Raw genomic sequence first — 14,171 nt, 5'->3', positions numbered from 1 at the left:
ATTCCTTCGTTGTGGTGGAGGCGGCGGGGCCGCCGATGCGTTACTTGACCAGCGTGGCGGACTCGATCACGACCGGCGTGGTGGGCACGTCGCTCGGAAACGGGCCGCCGGGGCCGGTCGGCGTCGCCTTGATGCGGTCGACTACGTCCATCCCGCTCACGACCTTGCCGAACACGGTGTACCCGTACAGCTGCGGTGCCTTCTCCAGCGTCGCGCGCGCTTCGTTGAGGTACACGCGGCCCTGGTACTCGAAGCGCGGCACCGGGTCGCCCGGCGGGATCAGGACCGGGTCAAGGAACGCGTTGTCCTTGACGTTGATGAAGAACTGCGCCGACGCGGAGTTCGGGTCGCTGGTGCGTGCCATCGCGAGCGTTCCGCGCACGTTCTTCGGGCCGCCCTTGGCGAGCGCCTCGCGCCCTTCGTGCGGCACGGGCGGACGAGTGGGCTTCTGCGCGTAGCGCTTGTCGTAGCCGCCGCCCTGGACCATGAAGTTGTCGATGACGCGGTGGAAGATCGTGCCGTCGTAGTGCTTGTCCTTGACGTAGCGCAGGAAGTTCTCCACTGTCTTCGGCGCCTTGTCAGGATACACCTCGACGACGAACTCGCCCGCGGTTGTCGAGAACCTGACCTGCGGCGCGTCGGCGGCGAAGGCGCTGGTGCCGGCGGCGAGCGCGAGACACATGGCGAGGGCCGCCGCGCGGCGGGTGAAACGGGTCATCGGCACATCACTCCTTCAGGGACGAACTGGCATTTGCCTGCGTGCGAAACGGCGCGAAGGCAACCGAGATGGTAGCGGGCCCGCGCGGCCGGCGCAGCTCTGCGGCGCCGCGGCCCGGCGGGATTCAGCGCGGCGGCGCCGCCTGCGCACGCGGCCGCTCGAAGAGCTGGCGGATCAGCGTCAGCTTGGGAGCGACGGTCGTGTTGGCGGCGTCGAGCTGTTGTGCCTTCGCGTATTCGACCGCGGCCAGCCTGGCGTACACGTCGCCGAGGTTCTCGTGCGCCACGGCGTAGCGGGGATTGACGCGCACCGCCATCTCCAGCGCCGCCCGCGCCTTTTCGAACTGTGCCTGCCCGGCATGGAGCACCGCGAGGTTGTTGTACGGCTCGGGCAGCTCGGGATAGTCGGCGTTGAGCGCGGAGAACGTGGCGATCGCGTCGGCGGTGCGGCCCGCCTCGGACTGCGCCACGCCCTTGAGGAAGCGCATCTGCGGATCGCGCGGCTTCGCGGCCAGGTACTCGTCGGCCTTGGCGATGGCGGCGGCGGCCTGGCCCGAGCGGATCAGCGCGTTGACGCCCGCGTAGTCGTCGGCCAGCGCGAGGGTCGTCCACGCCATGGCGGCGGCCAGCGTGAGCAGGCGCAGGCAGTGCGAAGGAAAGCGCGGCGCAGCAGTCATGGAAAGAGGACGTGTGGCGGCTGACAATGGCCAAACCGCGGCTATATACTGCGCTGCATTGTAGCTGCCGGCTCCCCCGCGCGAGCCCCAGGCCACTCCCCCCACAACCAGCTGTCCCGACCGCGCGGCCCACCCCTACGCCGCGCCCGCCACCGTCCATGAGCCTTCGCATCTACAACACGCTCTCGCGTGCCACGGAAGATTTTTCTCCGCTCGAGGCGGGTCACGTGCGGATGTATGTGTGCGGCCTGACGGTGTACGACGTGTGCCACGTCGGCCATGCGCGCGCGAACGTGGCGTTCGACGTGATCCAGCGGTGGCTGAAGGCGAGTGGTTATCGCGTCACCTTCGTGCGCAATATCACCGATATCGACGACAAGATCATCCGGCGCGCGGTGGAGAACGGCGAGACGGTGCGGGGCCTCACCGACCGCATGATCGCCGGGATGTACCGCGACTTCGACGCGCTGGGCATCGAGCGGCCCACGCACGACCCGCGCGCCACCGACTACGTGCCGCAGATGCTGGACCTGGTGGGACAGCTCGAAGGCAAGGGCCTCGCGTACCGCACGCCCGGCGGCGACGTCAATTACGCCGTCCGCCGCTTCCCCGGCTACGGCAAGCTCTCCGGCAAGTCGCTCGACGAGCTGCACGCCGGCGAGCGCGTGGCCGTGCTGGAGGGCAAGGAAGATCCGCTCGACTTCGTGCTGTGGAAGGCCGCCAAGCCGACCGAGCCCGCCGACGCCCAATGGGACAGCGTCTACGGCAAGGGCCGGCCGGGCTGGCACATCGAGTGCTCGGCGATGTCGTGCGCGCTGCTGGGCAAGACCTTCGACATCCACGGCGGCGGGGCCGACCTGCAGTTTCCGCACCACGAGAACGAGATCGCGCAGAGCGAAGGCGCCAACGGCCAGCCGCTGGCGCGCTTCTGGATGCACAACGGCTTCGTCAACGTCGACAACGAGAAGATGTCGAAGTCCCTGGGCAACTTCTTCACCATCCGCGAAGTGCTGGAGAAGTTCGACGCGGAAACGCTGCGCTTCTTCATCGTGCGCGCCCATTACCGCAGTCCGCTGAACTACAGCGACGTGCACCTGGAGGACGCCCGGGCGGCGCTCAAGCGCCTCTACACCGCCCTCGACTCCGTGGCCCCGGCTGCGGTGGCGATCGACTGGACCAACCCGTTCGCGGCGAAGTTCAAGGCGGCGATGGACGACGATTTCGCGACGCCCGAGGCGGTGGCGGCGCTGTTCGAACTCGCCGCGGAAGTCAATCGCGGCAAGTCGTCCGAACTCGCCAGCCTGCTCAAGGCGCTGGGTGGCTGCCTCGGACTGCTGCAGGGCGATCCCCGGGCGTTCCTGCGCGCCGGGTCGCGCCTGGACGAAGCCACCATCGAACGGCTGATCGCCGAGCGCGCGGCCGCCAAGAAGGCGAAGGACTTCGGCGCGGCCGACCGCATCCGCCAGGACCTGCTGGCGCAGGGGATCGTGCTGAAGGACTCGGCGGCGGGGACCACCTGGGAGTCTGCTGCTTGAGCCGTATGCCCGAACAGATCGTCGTCCCGCCCCCGGAGTACTGGGGGGAGGCCTGCCGCCACCTCACGCGCAAGGACCGCGTCATGAAGCGGCTGATCCCGCAGTTCGGCGACGCCTGCCTGCGCTCGCGCGGCGACGCATTCACGACGCTCGCCCGCAGCATCGTCGGCCAGCAGATCTCGGTGAAGGCGGCCCAGACCGTGTGGGACCGTTTCGCGACGCTGCCGCGGCGCATGTCGCCGGGCAACGTGCTGAAGCTCAAGGTGGACGACATGCAGGCGGCGGGGCTGTCCGCGCGCAAGATCGAGTACCTGGTGGACCTGGCCCTGCACTTCGACTGCGGCGCCATCCGGCCGGAGGCTTGGGAGGCGATGAGCGACGACGAGATCATCGCCGAGCTGGTCGGCATCCGGGGCATAGGTCGCTGGACGGCGGAGATGTTCCTGATCTTCCACCTGATGCGGCCCAACGTGCTGCCGCTGGACGACGTGGGGCTCATCAACGGCATCAGCCGCAACTATTTCTCGGGCGACCCGGTCAGCCGCAGCGACGCCCGGGAAGTGGCCGCCGCCTGGGCGCCGTATTGCAGCGTCGCCACTTGGTATATTTGGCGATCGCTGGATCCGCTGCCGGTCGAGTATTGAACAACCACGGCCGCGGCGCCTGCCGTGCTCCCCAAGAGGGGCGAACGCAGGGTCCGGCGGGCGAAGAGGAGCCGAACTTGGCGAAGAGGACTTTCCTGGATTTCGAACAGCCGATCGCGGAACTCGAGACCAAGATCGAGGAACTGCGGTACGTGCAGACGGAGTCGGCGGTCGACATCTCCGAGGAGATCGACCAGCTCTCCAAGAAGAGCCTGCAGCTCACGAAGGACATCTACAGCGACCTGACCCCGTGGCAGATCACGAAGATCGCGCGCCACCCGGAGCGGCCGTACACGCTCGACTACGTGGCCGAGATCTTCACGGATTTCATCGAACTGCACGGCGACCGCCATTTCGCCGACGACCTGTCGATCGTCGGCGGACTGGCGCGCTTCAACGGCAATCCCTGCATGGTGCTGGGACAGCAGAAGGGCCGCGACACCAAGGAGCGCGCGCTGCGCAACTTCGGGATGAGCCGGCCGGAGGGCTATCGCAAGGCGCTGCGCCTGATGAAGACGGCCGAGAAGTTCAAGCTGCCCGTCTTCACGTTCGTCGACACACCCGGGGCCTATCCCGGCATCGACGCCGAGGAGCGCGGCCAGTCCGAGGCGATCGGCCGCAACATCTTCGAGATGTGCCAGCTCGAGGTGCCGATCATCACGACGGTGATCGGCGAGGGCGGCTCCGGCGGCGCGCTGGCGATCTCGGTGGCCGACCAGGTGCTGATGCTGCAGTACTCGATCTACTCCGTGATCAGCCCGGAGGGCTGTGCGTCGATCCTCTGGAAGACTTCGGAGAAGGCGCAGGACGCCGCCGACGCCATGGGCATCACGGCCCACCGGCTCAAGGCGCTGGGCCTCGTCGACAAGATCGTCAACGAGCCCGTGGGCGGCGCCCACCGCGACCACAAGCAGACGGCTGCCTTCCTCAAGCGCGCGCTGAACGACGCCTGGCGGCAACTCGCCGACCTCAAGGTGCGCGAGTTGCTGGAGCGGCGCTACGAGCGGCTGCAAAGCTATGGCCGCTTCACCGACACCAAGGCCGACGCCCGTTAGTGCCGACAACCCGGCCCTCGCCGCGCTGCAGGGCCTGGACGTTCCCTTGCCTTGCGCCGTCGCCTTCAGCGGCGGCGCGGATTCGACGGCGCTGCTCGCCGCGGCCGTCCAGCGCTGGCCCGGGCAGGTCCACGCGATCCATGTCCATCACGGACTGCAGGCCGCGGCCGACGAATTCGAGCGCCGCTGCCGCGCCACCTGCGAGGCGTGGAGCGTGCCGCTGCACGTGGCGCAAGTCGATGCCCGGCATCAGCCCGGCGAGAGCCCGGAAGACGCGGCGCGCAAGGCGAGGTACGCGGCGCTGGCGGAGGCGGCGCTCGCCCACCGTCTCGCGGCCGTCCTGCTGGCCCAGCACGCCGACGACCAGGTGGAGACGATGGTGCTGGCCCTCAGCCGTGGCGCCGGCCTGCCAGGGCTGGCCGCGATGGCGGCACGCATCGAGCGCCACGGCGTCGCGTTCCATCGGCCGCTGCTCCAGGTGCGCGGCGACGCGCTGCGCGAGTGGCTGCGGGGGCAGGCGATCGCGTTCGCCGACGATCCCATGAACGCCGATCCGGCGTACACCCGCAGCCGCATCCGCCACGAGGTGCTGCCCGCGCTGCAGCGGGCATTCCCGCAGTTCCGGGAGACGTTTTCCCGCAGCGCGCGGCACGCTGCGCAGGCGCAGCAGCTGCTCGGCGAAATCGCTGCGGCCGACCTGGCCCTGGTCGGTGCGCCGCCGGCCGTGGCGGCGTTGCGCAGTCTGTCTCGGGCGCGGCAGGCGAATGCGCTGCGGCACTGGTTGCGCACGGCGCACGGCGCCGCGCCGAGTGCCGCCCAGCTCGAGGAACTGCTGGACCAGGTCGCTGCCTGCGCCACGCGCGGCCATGCGATCCGGATCAGGGTGGCGGCCGGCCGCGTGGAACTTCGCGACGGCGCCTTGCGATACATCACGGACCACGCATCCGATGTGGACGCAAACGGACGGGCTGGCTAGGGGTTTTCTATAATTGGCGGGTTTTTCGCGGTGCGGCCCGCCCCGAAACACTCCCCCAACCGCCGCAACAAGTTCTCCTCCGATGGCATTGATCGTTCACAAATACGGCGGCACGTCGATGGGCTCCACGGAGCGCATCCGCAACGTCGCCAAGCGCGTCGCCAAGTGGGTCCGCGCGGGGCATCAGCTCGTGGTGGTGCCCAGCGCCATGAGCGGCGAAACCAACCGCCTGCTGGCGCTGGCCAAGGAAGTCGCGCCCGGCCAGCACACCGATTCGGTGAGCCGCGAGCTCGACATGCTGGCCTCCACCGGCGAGCAGGTGTCCGTCGGGCTGCTGTCGCTGGCGCTGCAGGCCGAGGGCCTGGAGGCGGTGAGCTACGCCGGCTGGCAGGTGCCGATCCGCACCGACAAGGCCTACACCAAGGCGCGCATCGAGTCGATCGACGACAAGAAGGTGCGCGCCGACCTCGGCGCCGGCAAGGTGGTGATCATCACCGGCTTCCAGGGTGTCGACGAGGACGGCAACATCACGACGCTGGGCCGCGGCGGCAGCGACACTTCCGCGGTCGCGGTGGCGGCGGCGATGAAGGCCGACGAGTGCCTGATCTACACCGACGTGGACGGCGTCTACACCACCGACCCGCGCGTGGTGCCGGAAGCCCGGCGCCTGCACACGGTGAGCTTCGAGGAGATGCTGGAGATGGCGTCGCTCGGCTCCAAGGTGCTGCAGATCCGCTCCGTGGAATTCGCCGGCAAGTACCAGGTTCCCCTGCGCGTGCTTTCGAGCTTCACGCCTTGGGACATAGCCATCGACGAGGAGGCCCGCTCCGGCACCTTGATCACTTTTGAGGAAGACGAAAAAATGGAACAGGCCGTTGTCTCGGGCATCGCGTTCAACCGCGACGAAGCCAAGATCTCGATCCTGGGCGTGCCGGACAAGCCGGGCATCGCCTACAACATCCTGGGTGCGGTCGCCGAGGCGAACGTCGAGGTCGACATGATCATCCAGAACATCTCCAAGGAAGGGAAGACCGACTTCAGCTTCACCGTGCATCGCAACGACTATGCGCGCGCCATGGAGCTGCTCAAGGCGAAGGTGCTGCCGGCGCTGGGCACCGACAGCCTGACCGGCGACACCAAGATCTGCAAGGTGAGCATCGTCGGCATCGGCATGCGCAGCCACGTCGGCATCGCCAGCAAGATGTTCCGGGCCCTCTCCGAGGAGGGCATCAACATCCAGATGATCTCCACCAGCGAGATCAAGACCTCGGTGGTGATCGACGAGAAGTACATGGAGCTGGCCGTCCGGGCCCTGCACCGCGCTTTCGACCTGGACCAGCCGCGCTCCTGAAGAGTTCGGTTTGGGGCATAATTGCGCCTCTCAGGAAACGTGACCGAGTGGCCGAAGGTGCTCCCCTGCTAAGGGAGTATGGGGTGTAGAGCCTCATCGAGGGTTCGAATCCCTCCGTTTCCGCCAAGACACAAACGCCCCTCGCGGGGCGTTTTTGTTGGGCAGGCTGGCTGGAACCGGGTCCCGGCTATCGCCGCCGTAGCGAGACTTCATTCGACTGTCGGCGCAGTGGCCCATACCATTTCTCCATCAGCCCAAGCACAGCATCCGGAGAAATGTCATGGCCAGGATCGCCCGCGCCCAGTTGCCCGTCCTCAAGAAGACCGCCAGCTACTACGTCCTGCACATGCTGGTGGCTTCCATGGTTGCATATGCCGTCACGCGCGACGTCGTGATGGCCGTCACCCTGAGCCTGCTGGAACCCACCGTGCAGGCCGTGGCCTTCTTTTTCCACGAGAAGGCGTGGCAGTGGCGCGCGCGGCGCAGCGAAGAGCACGCCGCCCGGGCAGCCGCCTGAGGCAGCGTCAGCGCGGCCGTCCGACGATCCGCAGCACCACCACCTGACCCAGCAGCGCCAGCGCGAGCGCCACCAGCACGTAGGCGCCGGCATGTCCGGCGTAGTCGGCCAGCGGGCCGAACAGCAGCGGACCCGCCCCCTGCCCCAGAAACAGGCCGCATGCGAACAGGGCCACGGCCGAGCCGCGGGCGGTCGGCGCAAGTTCCGTCGCTTCCGTCTGCAGGCAGTTGTGCAACATGTAGAAGGCGAGACCGGCGGCCAGCATCGCGACGGCGGCATGCCGCCAGCCCTGCGCCAGCGCCAGCGCGCCGTAGGCGGCAGCCCCTAGCAGGGAAGCCACCACGCACATCCGCACGACGCCCAGGACGCGCAGCAGACGCCGCACGGTGAAGGCATAGACCAGTCCGCCGATGCTGAAGGCGCCGAGCATCACCCCGACCTGGCGCGCGATCTCGCTGGGCGGCGCCGGGTCGATGGCGAGCAGGGCCTCGCCGGCAAACGGGAAGAAACCGAAGAACAACATGCCTTCGACGAACACCGCCGGATAGAGCCACGCGGCCTTCGGATTGGCGAACACGCGTCCGTACAGCGCGCGGAACGACGCCGGCGGCTCCGTGCGGGCGGCGGCAGGAGCCTGACGCAGCGCCGTCCACAGCAGGCCCGCGGCGAGGCAGGCGAGGGCGCACGAGATCCAGAACGCCGAACGCCAGCCCGCCGCCTGCGCGGCAAAGCCGGCGACGATGGACCCGAGCATCTGCCCGCTGATCAGCGCGAACAGCATCCGCCCGATCGCGACCTGCCGGCCCTGCATGTCGTAGGCGTCGCCCAGCGCCGCCAGCACCAGCGGAATCAGCCCGCCGCCGAACACCCCGGCGGCCATGCGCGAGGCGAACAGCAGTTCGAACGAAGGTGCGAGCGCGCTCAGCAGCAACGTCGCCGCCAGTCCGGCCATGCACACGTTCATGCATTGCATGCGGCCGAAGCGGTCGCTGATCGGACCGAGGAATGGTTGCGACAGCGCGTACGGCAGCGCGTAGGCGGGGCTGAGCATCGCCGCGGTGCCGGTGGCCACGTCGAAATGCGTCGCCACCGGCAGGATCAGCGGATCGATCAGCCGCAGCGAGAAGCTGCTGGCAAAGCCGCAGGCGGCGAGGACCAGGAACATCGACATGGACTGCGCATTGTGCGGCGTGTCTTGCCGGCCGGGGTCCAGGGTGCTTCGCGCTCGCGTGCAAAGAAAAAGGCCGCCTCGCGGCGGCCTGTCTGTGTCGATGCAGTGCGTGTTCAGCGCTGCGCGGCGAAGCGGTGCTGCACCGCGTGGCTCGAAGCCTCCGCCGGCCGCGAGATCGGCTCCTTGGCGGCGCTGCGCTGCGCCGCCGACTGCGCCTGCAGCGGCAGGCCGTACGACGCGGCCGTGACCGCCAGGATCACCGGCACCCGCTGCAGCATGGACATCGTTCTCCGTTCGTTCATTCGTGTTCTCCGTGCTCTCTCTGAAACCAAGCCGGAAAGTATCGGCTCAGCAGCGCCGCGCCCCTGCCGGAGCGGGCCCCCCGTGCCTGTCGGACAACGCCGGCCGGCCGAGTCGGACCAGGGCTCGTCACCCACGCACGCACCGTTAGAATCGACGCGTCCGTTCACGCCGGCAGCGGCCGGCGCGACGCGGCAGCCAGCCGCACGCCCTCACCGCAGGATCGCCATGAGCAACACGCACGTCTTCCACCGCCACCTGCATCACACCCCGCCCGTGGCGGTCAGCGGCAAGGGCGTGTGGATCCAGGACAGCAGCGGCAAGGAATACCTCGACGCGTCCGGCGGTGCGGCAGTCTCCTGCCTCGGGCACGCCCACCCGGAGGTGCTGGCGGCGATGCACGCGCAGATCGACCGGCTTGCCTACGCGCACACCAGTTTCTTCACGACCGAAGTCGCCGAAGAACTGGCCGCCCACCTGATCGAGCACGGGCCGGCCGGCATGAGCCACGCTTATTTCGTCAGCGGCGGCTCCGAAGGCGTGGAGGCCGCGCTGAAGATGGCGCGCCAGTACTTCGTGGAGACCGGCCAGTCGCAGCGCAGCCATTTCATCGCGCGGCGCCAGAGCTATCACGGCAACACGCTCGGAGCGTTGTCGGTGGGCGGAAACCAGTGGCGGCGCGAGCCTTTCGCGCCGATCTTGATTCCGGCAACGCATGTCTCGCCGTGCTACCCGTACCGCGAACAGCAGGCGGGCGAGACGCCCGAGCAGTACGGGCAGCGCCTTGCGCAGGAGCTCGACGACGCGATCCAGCGCCTGGGCACCGACAAGGTCATCGCCTTCATCGCCGAAACCGTCGGCGGCGCCACGGCCGGCGTGCTGACGCCGGTGCCGGGCTACTTCAAGGCGGTGCGCGAAGTGTGCGACCGTCACGGCGTCCTGCTGATCCTGGACGAGGTGATGTGCGGCATGGGCCGCACCGGCAGCCTCCACGCCTGCGAGCAGGAGGGCGTCACGCCCGACCTGCTGGTCGTCGCCAAGGGACTGGGCGGCGGCTACCAGCCGATCGGCGCGGTGCTGGCGCAGAAGCGGATCGTCGAGGCCATGTCGCAGGGCTCCGGCTTCTTCCAGCATGGGCACACCTACCTCGGCCATCCCGTCGCCTGCGCGGCGGCGCTCGCCGTGCAGCACGTGCTGCAGCGCGAGAACCTGGTCGCGCGCGTGCGCCAGAGCGGGGCGCGCTTGGAGGCGCTGCTCGGCGAAACGCTGGGCGGCCATCCCAACGTCGGCGACATCCGGGGCCGGGGCCTGTTCTGGGGCGTCGAACTGGTGCGCGATCGCGCCAGCAAGACGCCGTTCGATCCGGCGCTGAAGCTGCACGCGCGCATCAAGAAGGAAGCCATGGCGCGCGGCTTGATGGTTTACCCGATGGGCGGTACAGTCGACGGTCGTCTTGGCGACCACGTCCTGCTGGCGCCGCCGTTCATCGCAACGGAAGCCGAATTCGGCGTGATCGCGCAGCGCCTGCACGCGGCGATCGCCGCCGCGATCGAGTCGGTCTGATTTAACGAGGAGAAGAAGCATGTCTGGCAAATTCCTGTTCCACACCCTGGCCGCGGCCGTGGCCGTCAGCTCGGCGCTGTGGAGCGCACCCGCTGCCGCGCAGCAGAAGTTCATCACCATCGGCACCGGCGGCGTGACCGGCGTCTACTACGCCGCGGGCGGCGCGATCTGCCGGCTGGTGAACAAGGACCGCGCCAAGCACGGCATCCGCTGCTCGGTCGAATCGACCGGCGGCTCGGTGTTCAACGTCAACACCATCAAGGCCGGCGAGCTGGACCTGGGCTTCACGCAGTCGGACGTGCAGTACAACGCGCTGAAGGGCATGGCCCAGTTCAAGGACGCCGGCGCCTGGGGCGACCAGCGCGCCGTGTTCTCGGTGCACCCGGAGCCGTTCACCGCCGTCGCCCGCAAGGAAGCGAACGTGAAGACCTTCACCGACTTCAAGGGCAAGCGCTTCAACGTCGGCAATCCGGGCTCCGGCACGCGCGCCTCGCTGGAGGAGCTGATCGCGGCGATGGGCTGGAAGCTGACCGACTTCTCGCTGGCCTCCGAGCTGAAGGCCGACGAGCATGGCCCGGCGCTGTGCGACGGCAAGATCGACGGTTTCTTCTACGGCGTGGGCCATCCCAGCGCCAACATCCAGGACCCGACGACCAGCTGCGGCGCCAAGCTCGTGTCCATCACCGGCCCCGCCGTCGACAAGCTGGTGAAGGAGAAGCCGTATTACGCGAAGGCAGTGATCCCCGGCGGCCTGTATCCGAACAACCCCGACCCGACCAACACCTACGGCGTGTTGGCGACGGTGGTCGCGTCCACCAAGGCGCCTGCCGACACCGTGTACCAGGTCGTGAAGGCGGTGTTCGACAACTTCGAGGAGTTCAAGAAGCTGCACCCCGCGCTCGCTCACCTCAAGCCCGAGAACATGGTGAAGGACGGCCTGTCGGCCCCGCTGCACGACGGGGCGGCGCGCTACTACAAGGAAAAGGGCTGGATCAAGTAATCCGGCCGCCAGCGACGAACCAGGGCGAAGCGGGCTTCGCCCTTTTTTTGGTCCCGACTTTCCTGCCGCGCGCGAGGAGCCGCCATGGCCACAGACATCGAAAAAGCACCTACCGAACTGCAGGAACTCGTGGCGGAAGCCGACACCGGCAGCCGCAAGCTCGCCGGCGCCACCGGCCTGCTCGTGTTCCTCGTCGCGCTGGCGTGGGCCGTGTTCCAGTTCTGGTATGCCTCGCCGCTGCCGTTCGAGCTCGGCTTCGGCATCCTCAACGACACCGAAGCGCGGGCGGTCCACCTCGCCTTTGCGATGTTCCTCGCGTTCATGGCCTGGCCGGCCGGCAAGGGATCCGCGCGTGACCGGGTGCCGCTGATCGACTGGACGCTGGCGCTTGCCGGCGCCTTCGCCGGGGCCTACCTGCTGCTGTTCTATGCGCAACTGGCCACCCGCCCCGGGCAGCCGACGACCATGGACGTGGTGACCGCCACCGTGGGGCTGGTCCTGCTGCTGGAAGCGACGCGCCGCGCCGTGGGCTGGCCGATGGCGGTGCTGGCTGTCGTGTTCATCGTCTATGCGATGGCCGGCCCGTGGATGCCCGAGGTGCTGCAGCACAAGGGCGCGTCGCTCAACCGGCTGATCTCGCACCTGTGGCTGACGACCGAAGGCGTGTACGGCATCGCGCTGGGCGTGTCCACCGGCGCCATCTTCGTGTACGTGCTGTTCGGGGCGCTGCTCGATCGCGCCGGCGGCGGCAACTACATGATGCAGGTCAGCTTCGCGGCGCTCGGCCACCTGCGCGGCGGCCCGGCCAAGGTGGCGGTCGTGTCGTCGGCCCTGAACGGCATGATCTCGGGCTCGTCGGTGTCCAACGTGGTCTCCGGCGGGATCTTCACGATCCCGCTGATGAAGAAGTCCGGCTACGGCGGCGTGAAGGCCGGCGCGATCGAGACCATGTCGTCCGTCAACGGCCAGATCATGCCGCCCGTGATGGGGGCGGCGGCCTTCCTGATGGTGGAGTACGTGGGCATCCCGTACTCGGACATCGTCAAGCACGCGCTGCTGCCGGCCGTGCTCTCCTATATCGGCCTGTTCTACATCGTCCACCTCGAGGCGGTGAAGCTCGGCATGAACCCGATCGTGTCGCGCACGCCGCGGCCGTGGCGGGCAACGGCGCTCGCCTGGGGCCTCGGGCTGTCCGGCAGCATCGTCGTGATCGGCGCGCTGTACTACGCCTTCGAGGCGGCCAAGGCCCTGCTCGGCACGGCAGCGCCGTACGCGATCGGCGCGATGGTGGCCCTGCTGTACCTGTATTCGGTGCGGCAGGCGGCGCTCAGTCCCGACCTGCCGGAGGACATCGACGTCGACAATCCCGAGCCGCTGCTGACGTGGCCGACGGTGAAGGCGGGACTGCATTTCCTGCTGCCGATCGGCGTGCTGATCTGGTGCCTGATGATCGAGGAGTTCTCGCCGGCGCTGTCGGCGTTCTGGGCCATCGTGGTGCTGGTCGTGCTGATGCTCACGCAGCATCCGCTGGTTGCCTTGTTCCGCCGCCGGCCCTCCGGCGGACACTGGGCGCGCGGCTGGAACGACGTCGTGCAGGGCTTCCACGACGGCTCGCGCAACATGATCGGGATCGGCATCGCGACGGCGACCGCCGGCATCATCGTCGGCGGGATCACGCTCACGGGGCTGGGCCTGCGCATGACCGACTTCGTCGAGTTCGTCTCGCAGGGGAACGTGTTCGTGATGCTGCTGTTCATCGCGTTCGTCTGCCTGGTGCTGGGGCTGGGCGTGCCGACCACGGCCAACTATGTGCTGGTGGCCACCTTGATGGCGCCGGTCGTCGTCGAACTCGGCGCGCAGTCGGGCCTGATCATTCCCCTGATCGGCGTGCACCTGTTCGTCTTCTATTACGGGATCATGGGCGACATCACGCCGCCGGTGGGACTGGCCACCTTCGCGGCGGCAGCGATCTCCGGCGAGGACGCCATCCAGACCGGCATCCAGGGCGCCCTGTATGCCTTGCGCACGGTCATCCTGCCCTTCATCTGGATCTTCAACCCGCAGTTGCTGCTGCTGGACGTGGCGGGGACCGCCGAACTGGTGCGGGTGATCGTCGCGTCCACCATTGCCATGCTGGTGTTCTCGGCGCTGACGATGTTCTGGTTCCGGGTGAAGATGCGGTGGTGGGAAGCCGGCCTGCTGGCGATCGCGGTCGCGCTCCTGTTCCGTCCTGACTTCTTCATGGACCAGATCACGCCGGAGTACCGCGATGCGCCGCCCTCGCAGATCTATGAGATCGCGAAGAACGAGCCGGCCGATGGGCGCATGGTCATGGTCATCAAGGGCTTGACCCTCGAAGGCGAAGACAAGGTCAAGACCGTGGCCGTGCGGCTTGGCGCGGCCGGTCCCGACGGCCGCAAGCGGCTGTCGGACGCCGGCATCCAGTTGATGCCGCTGGGCGACCAGATGCAGATCGGCGCCGTGAAGTTCGGCTCGCGCGCCAAGAAGGCGGGCGTGGAGCAGGGCTGGGACGTGCAGGCGATCAAGGTGCCGACCGACCGGCCGAGCCCGCACTGGTTCTACCTGCCCGCGCTGGCGCTGATCGCGCTGGTGTGGTTCGCCCAGGGGCTGCGGCTGCGCCCCCGGTCGGCGCTGGCCTGAACGC

General features: G+C 68.4%; 13 protein-coding genes and 1 tRNA gene. 10 read left to right on the top strand and 4 right to left on the bottom strand.

Features of this window, described 5'->3' with window-relative positions; translation table 11 throughout:
- Window positions 1-40: 40 nt before the first annotated feature.
- Window positions 41-718 (bottom strand): peptidylprolyl isomerase, encoded by a 678-nt coding sequence (locus RAMLITH_RS08500; protein WP_168106928.1) that lies wholly within the window; start codon window positions 716-718, stop codon window positions 41-43.
- Window positions 719-842: 124 nt separating this feature from the next.
- Complete coding sequence (locus tag RAMLITH_RS08495; protein ID WP_168106927.1) at window positions 843-1,394, bottom strand: tetratricopeptide repeat protein; 552 nt, start codon at window positions 1,392-1,394, stop codon at window positions 843-845.
- A 158-nt stretch (window positions 1,395-1,552) separates the two neighbouring features.
- Here RAMLITH_RS08495 and cysS point away from each other — a divergent pair, with 158 nt between their 5' ends.
- The 7 genes from cysS (at window position 1,553) to RAMLITH_RS08460 (ending at window position 7,472) form a co-directional block, all read left to right on the top strand.
- Window positions 1,553-2,929, top strand: coding sequence for a cysteine--tRNA ligase (gene cysS, locus RAMLITH_RS08490; RefSeq protein ID WP_168106926.1), 1,377 nt, complete (start codon window positions 1,553-1,555; stop codon window positions 2,927-2,929).
- Between the two features lie 5 nt (window positions 2,930-2,934).
- Window positions 2,935-3,573 carry a DNA-3-methyladenine glycosylase family protein gene (locus tag RAMLITH_RS08485; protein WP_168106925.1) on the top strand — a complete coding sequence of 213 codons (639 nt, stop codon included), beginning with the start codon at window positions 2,935-2,937 and terminating at the stop codon, window positions 3,571-3,573.
- A gap of 77 nt (window positions 3,574-3,650) precedes the next feature.
- The gene (locus tag RAMLITH_RS08480) at window positions 3,651-4,628 is read left to right on the top strand and encodes an acetyl-CoA carboxylase carboxyltransferase subunit alpha (RefSeq protein ID WP_168106924.1); all 978 of its coding nucleotides are present in this window, start codon (window positions 3,651-3,653) and stop codon (window positions 4,626-4,628) included.
- Complete coding sequence (tilS, locus tag RAMLITH_RS08475; protein ID WP_168106923.1) at window positions 4,591-5,604, top strand: tRNA lysidine(34) synthetase TilS; 1,014 nt, start codon at window positions 4,591-4,593, stop codon at window positions 5,602-5,604. Before RAMLITH_RS08480 ends, tilS begins: the two co-directional genes overlap by 38 nt.
- Before the next feature lie 82 nt (window positions 5,605-5,686).
- Window positions 5,687-6,955: an aspartate kinase gene (locus tag RAMLITH_RS08470; RefSeq protein ID WP_168106922.1), complete on the top strand. Its 1,269-nt coding sequence runs from the start codon at window positions 5,687-5,689 to the stop codon at window positions 6,953-6,955.
- Window positions 6,956-6,988: 33 nt separating this feature from the next.
- Window positions 6,989-7,081 (top strand) — tRNA-Ser (locus RAMLITH_RS08465).
- 154 nt (window positions 7,082-7,235) lie between these two features.
- Window positions 7,236-7,472: a DUF2061 domain-containing protein gene (locus tag RAMLITH_RS08460; protein ID WP_168106921.1), complete on the top strand. Its 237-nt coding sequence runs from the start codon at window positions 7,236-7,238 to the stop codon at window positions 7,470-7,472.
- Window positions 7,473-7,479: 7 nt separating this feature from the next.
- On the opposite strand, the gene RAMLITH_RS08455 is transcribed toward RAMLITH_RS08460, so the two are convergent.
- Window positions 7,480-8,643, bottom strand: a complete 1,164-nt coding sequence (locus RAMLITH_RS08455) for an MFS transporter (protein ID WP_168106920.1) — start codon at window positions 8,641-8,643, stop codon at window positions 7,480-7,482.
- A 113-nt stretch (window positions 8,644-8,756) separates the two neighbouring features.
- Window positions 8,757-8,945 carry a hypothetical protein gene (locus tag RAMLITH_RS08450; RefSeq protein ID WP_168106919.1) on the bottom strand — a complete coding sequence of 63 codons (189 nt, stop codon included), beginning with the start codon at window positions 8,943-8,945 and terminating at the stop codon, window positions 8,757-8,759.
- 226 nt (window positions 8,946-9,171) lie between these two features.
- On the opposite strand from RAMLITH_RS08450, the gene RAMLITH_RS08445 reads away from it, so the two are divergent.
- The 3 genes from RAMLITH_RS08445 (at window position 9,172) to RAMLITH_RS08435 (ending at window position 14,167) form a co-directional block, all read left to right on the top strand.
- On the top strand, window positions 9,172-10,506 hold the full coding sequence (locus RAMLITH_RS08445; RefSeq protein ID WP_168106918.1) for an aspartate aminotransferase family protein: 1,335 nt from the start codon (window positions 9,172-9,174) through the stop codon (window positions 10,504-10,506).
- Window positions 10,507-10,525: 19 nt separating this feature from the next.
- A complete protein-coding gene (locus tag RAMLITH_RS08440; RefSeq protein WP_168106917.1) occupies window positions 10,526-11,506 on the top strand; it encodes a TAXI family TRAP transporter solute-binding subunit in 981 nt (326 codons plus the stop codon).
- An 84-nt stretch (window positions 11,507-11,590) separates the two neighbouring features.
- Window positions 11,591-14,167 carry a TRAP transporter permease gene (locus tag RAMLITH_RS08435; RefSeq protein WP_168106916.1) on the top strand — a complete coding sequence of 859 codons (2,577 nt, stop codon included), beginning with the start codon at window positions 11,591-11,593 and terminating at the stop codon, window positions 14,165-14,167.
- The last annotated feature ends 4 nt before the right edge of the window (window positions 14,168-14,171 follow it).

It is taken from the genome of Ramlibacter lithotrophicus (assembly GCF_012184415.1).
In the GTDB taxonomy this organism is placed as follows: Bacteria; Pseudomonadota; Gammaproteobacteria; order Burkholderiales; family Burkholderiaceae_C; genus Ramlibacter; species Ramlibacter lithotrophicus.
This window is presented reverse-complemented; position numbering and strand designations above follow the sequence as displayed.

Coding starts and splice junctions, on each gene's coding strand:
- RAMLITH_RS08500 (WP_168106928.1), bottom strand. CDS start 718: ATGACCCGTTTCACCCGCCGCGCGGCGGCCCTCGCCATGTGTCTCGCG.
- RAMLITH_RS08495 (WP_168106927.1), bottom strand. CDS start 1,394: ATGACTGCTGCGCCGCGCTTTCCTTCGCACTGCCTGCGCCTGCTCACG.
- cysS (WP_168106926.1), top strand. CDS start 1,553: ATGAGCCTTCGCATCTACAACACGCTCTCGCGTGCCACGGAAGATTTT.
- RAMLITH_RS08485 (WP_168106925.1), top strand. CDS start 2,935: ATGCCCGAACAGATCGTCGTCCCGCCCCCGGAGTACTGGGGGGAGGCC.
- tilS (WP_168106923.1), top strand. CDS start 4,591: ATGGCCGCTTCACCGACACCAAGGCCGACGCCCGTTAGTGCCGACAAC.
- RAMLITH_RS08470 (WP_168106922.1), top strand. CDS start 5,687: ATGGCATTGATCGTTCACAAATACGGCGGCACGTCGATGGGCTCCACG.
- RAMLITH_RS08460 (WP_168106921.1), top strand. CDS start 7,236: ATGGCCAGGATCGCCCGCGCCCAGTTGCCCGTCCTCAAGAAGACCGCC.
- RAMLITH_RS08455 (WP_168106920.1), bottom strand. CDS start 8,643: ATGTCGATGTTCCTGGTCCTCGCCGCCTGCGGCTTTGCCAGCAGCTTC.
- RAMLITH_RS08450 (WP_168106919.1), bottom strand. CDS start 8,945: ATGAACGAACGGAGAACGATGTCCATGCTGCAGCGGGTGCCGGTGATC.
- RAMLITH_RS08445 (WP_168106918.1), top strand. CDS start 9,172: ATGAGCAACACGCACGTCTTCCACCGCCACCTGCATCACACCCCGCCC.
- RAMLITH_RS08440 (WP_168106917.1), top strand. CDS start 10,526: ATGTCTGGCAAATTCCTGTTCCACACCCTGGCCGCGGCCGTGGCCGTC.
- RAMLITH_RS08435 (WP_168106916.1), top strand. CDS start 11,591: ATGGCCACAGACATCGAAAAAGCACCTACCGAACTGCAGGAACTCGTG.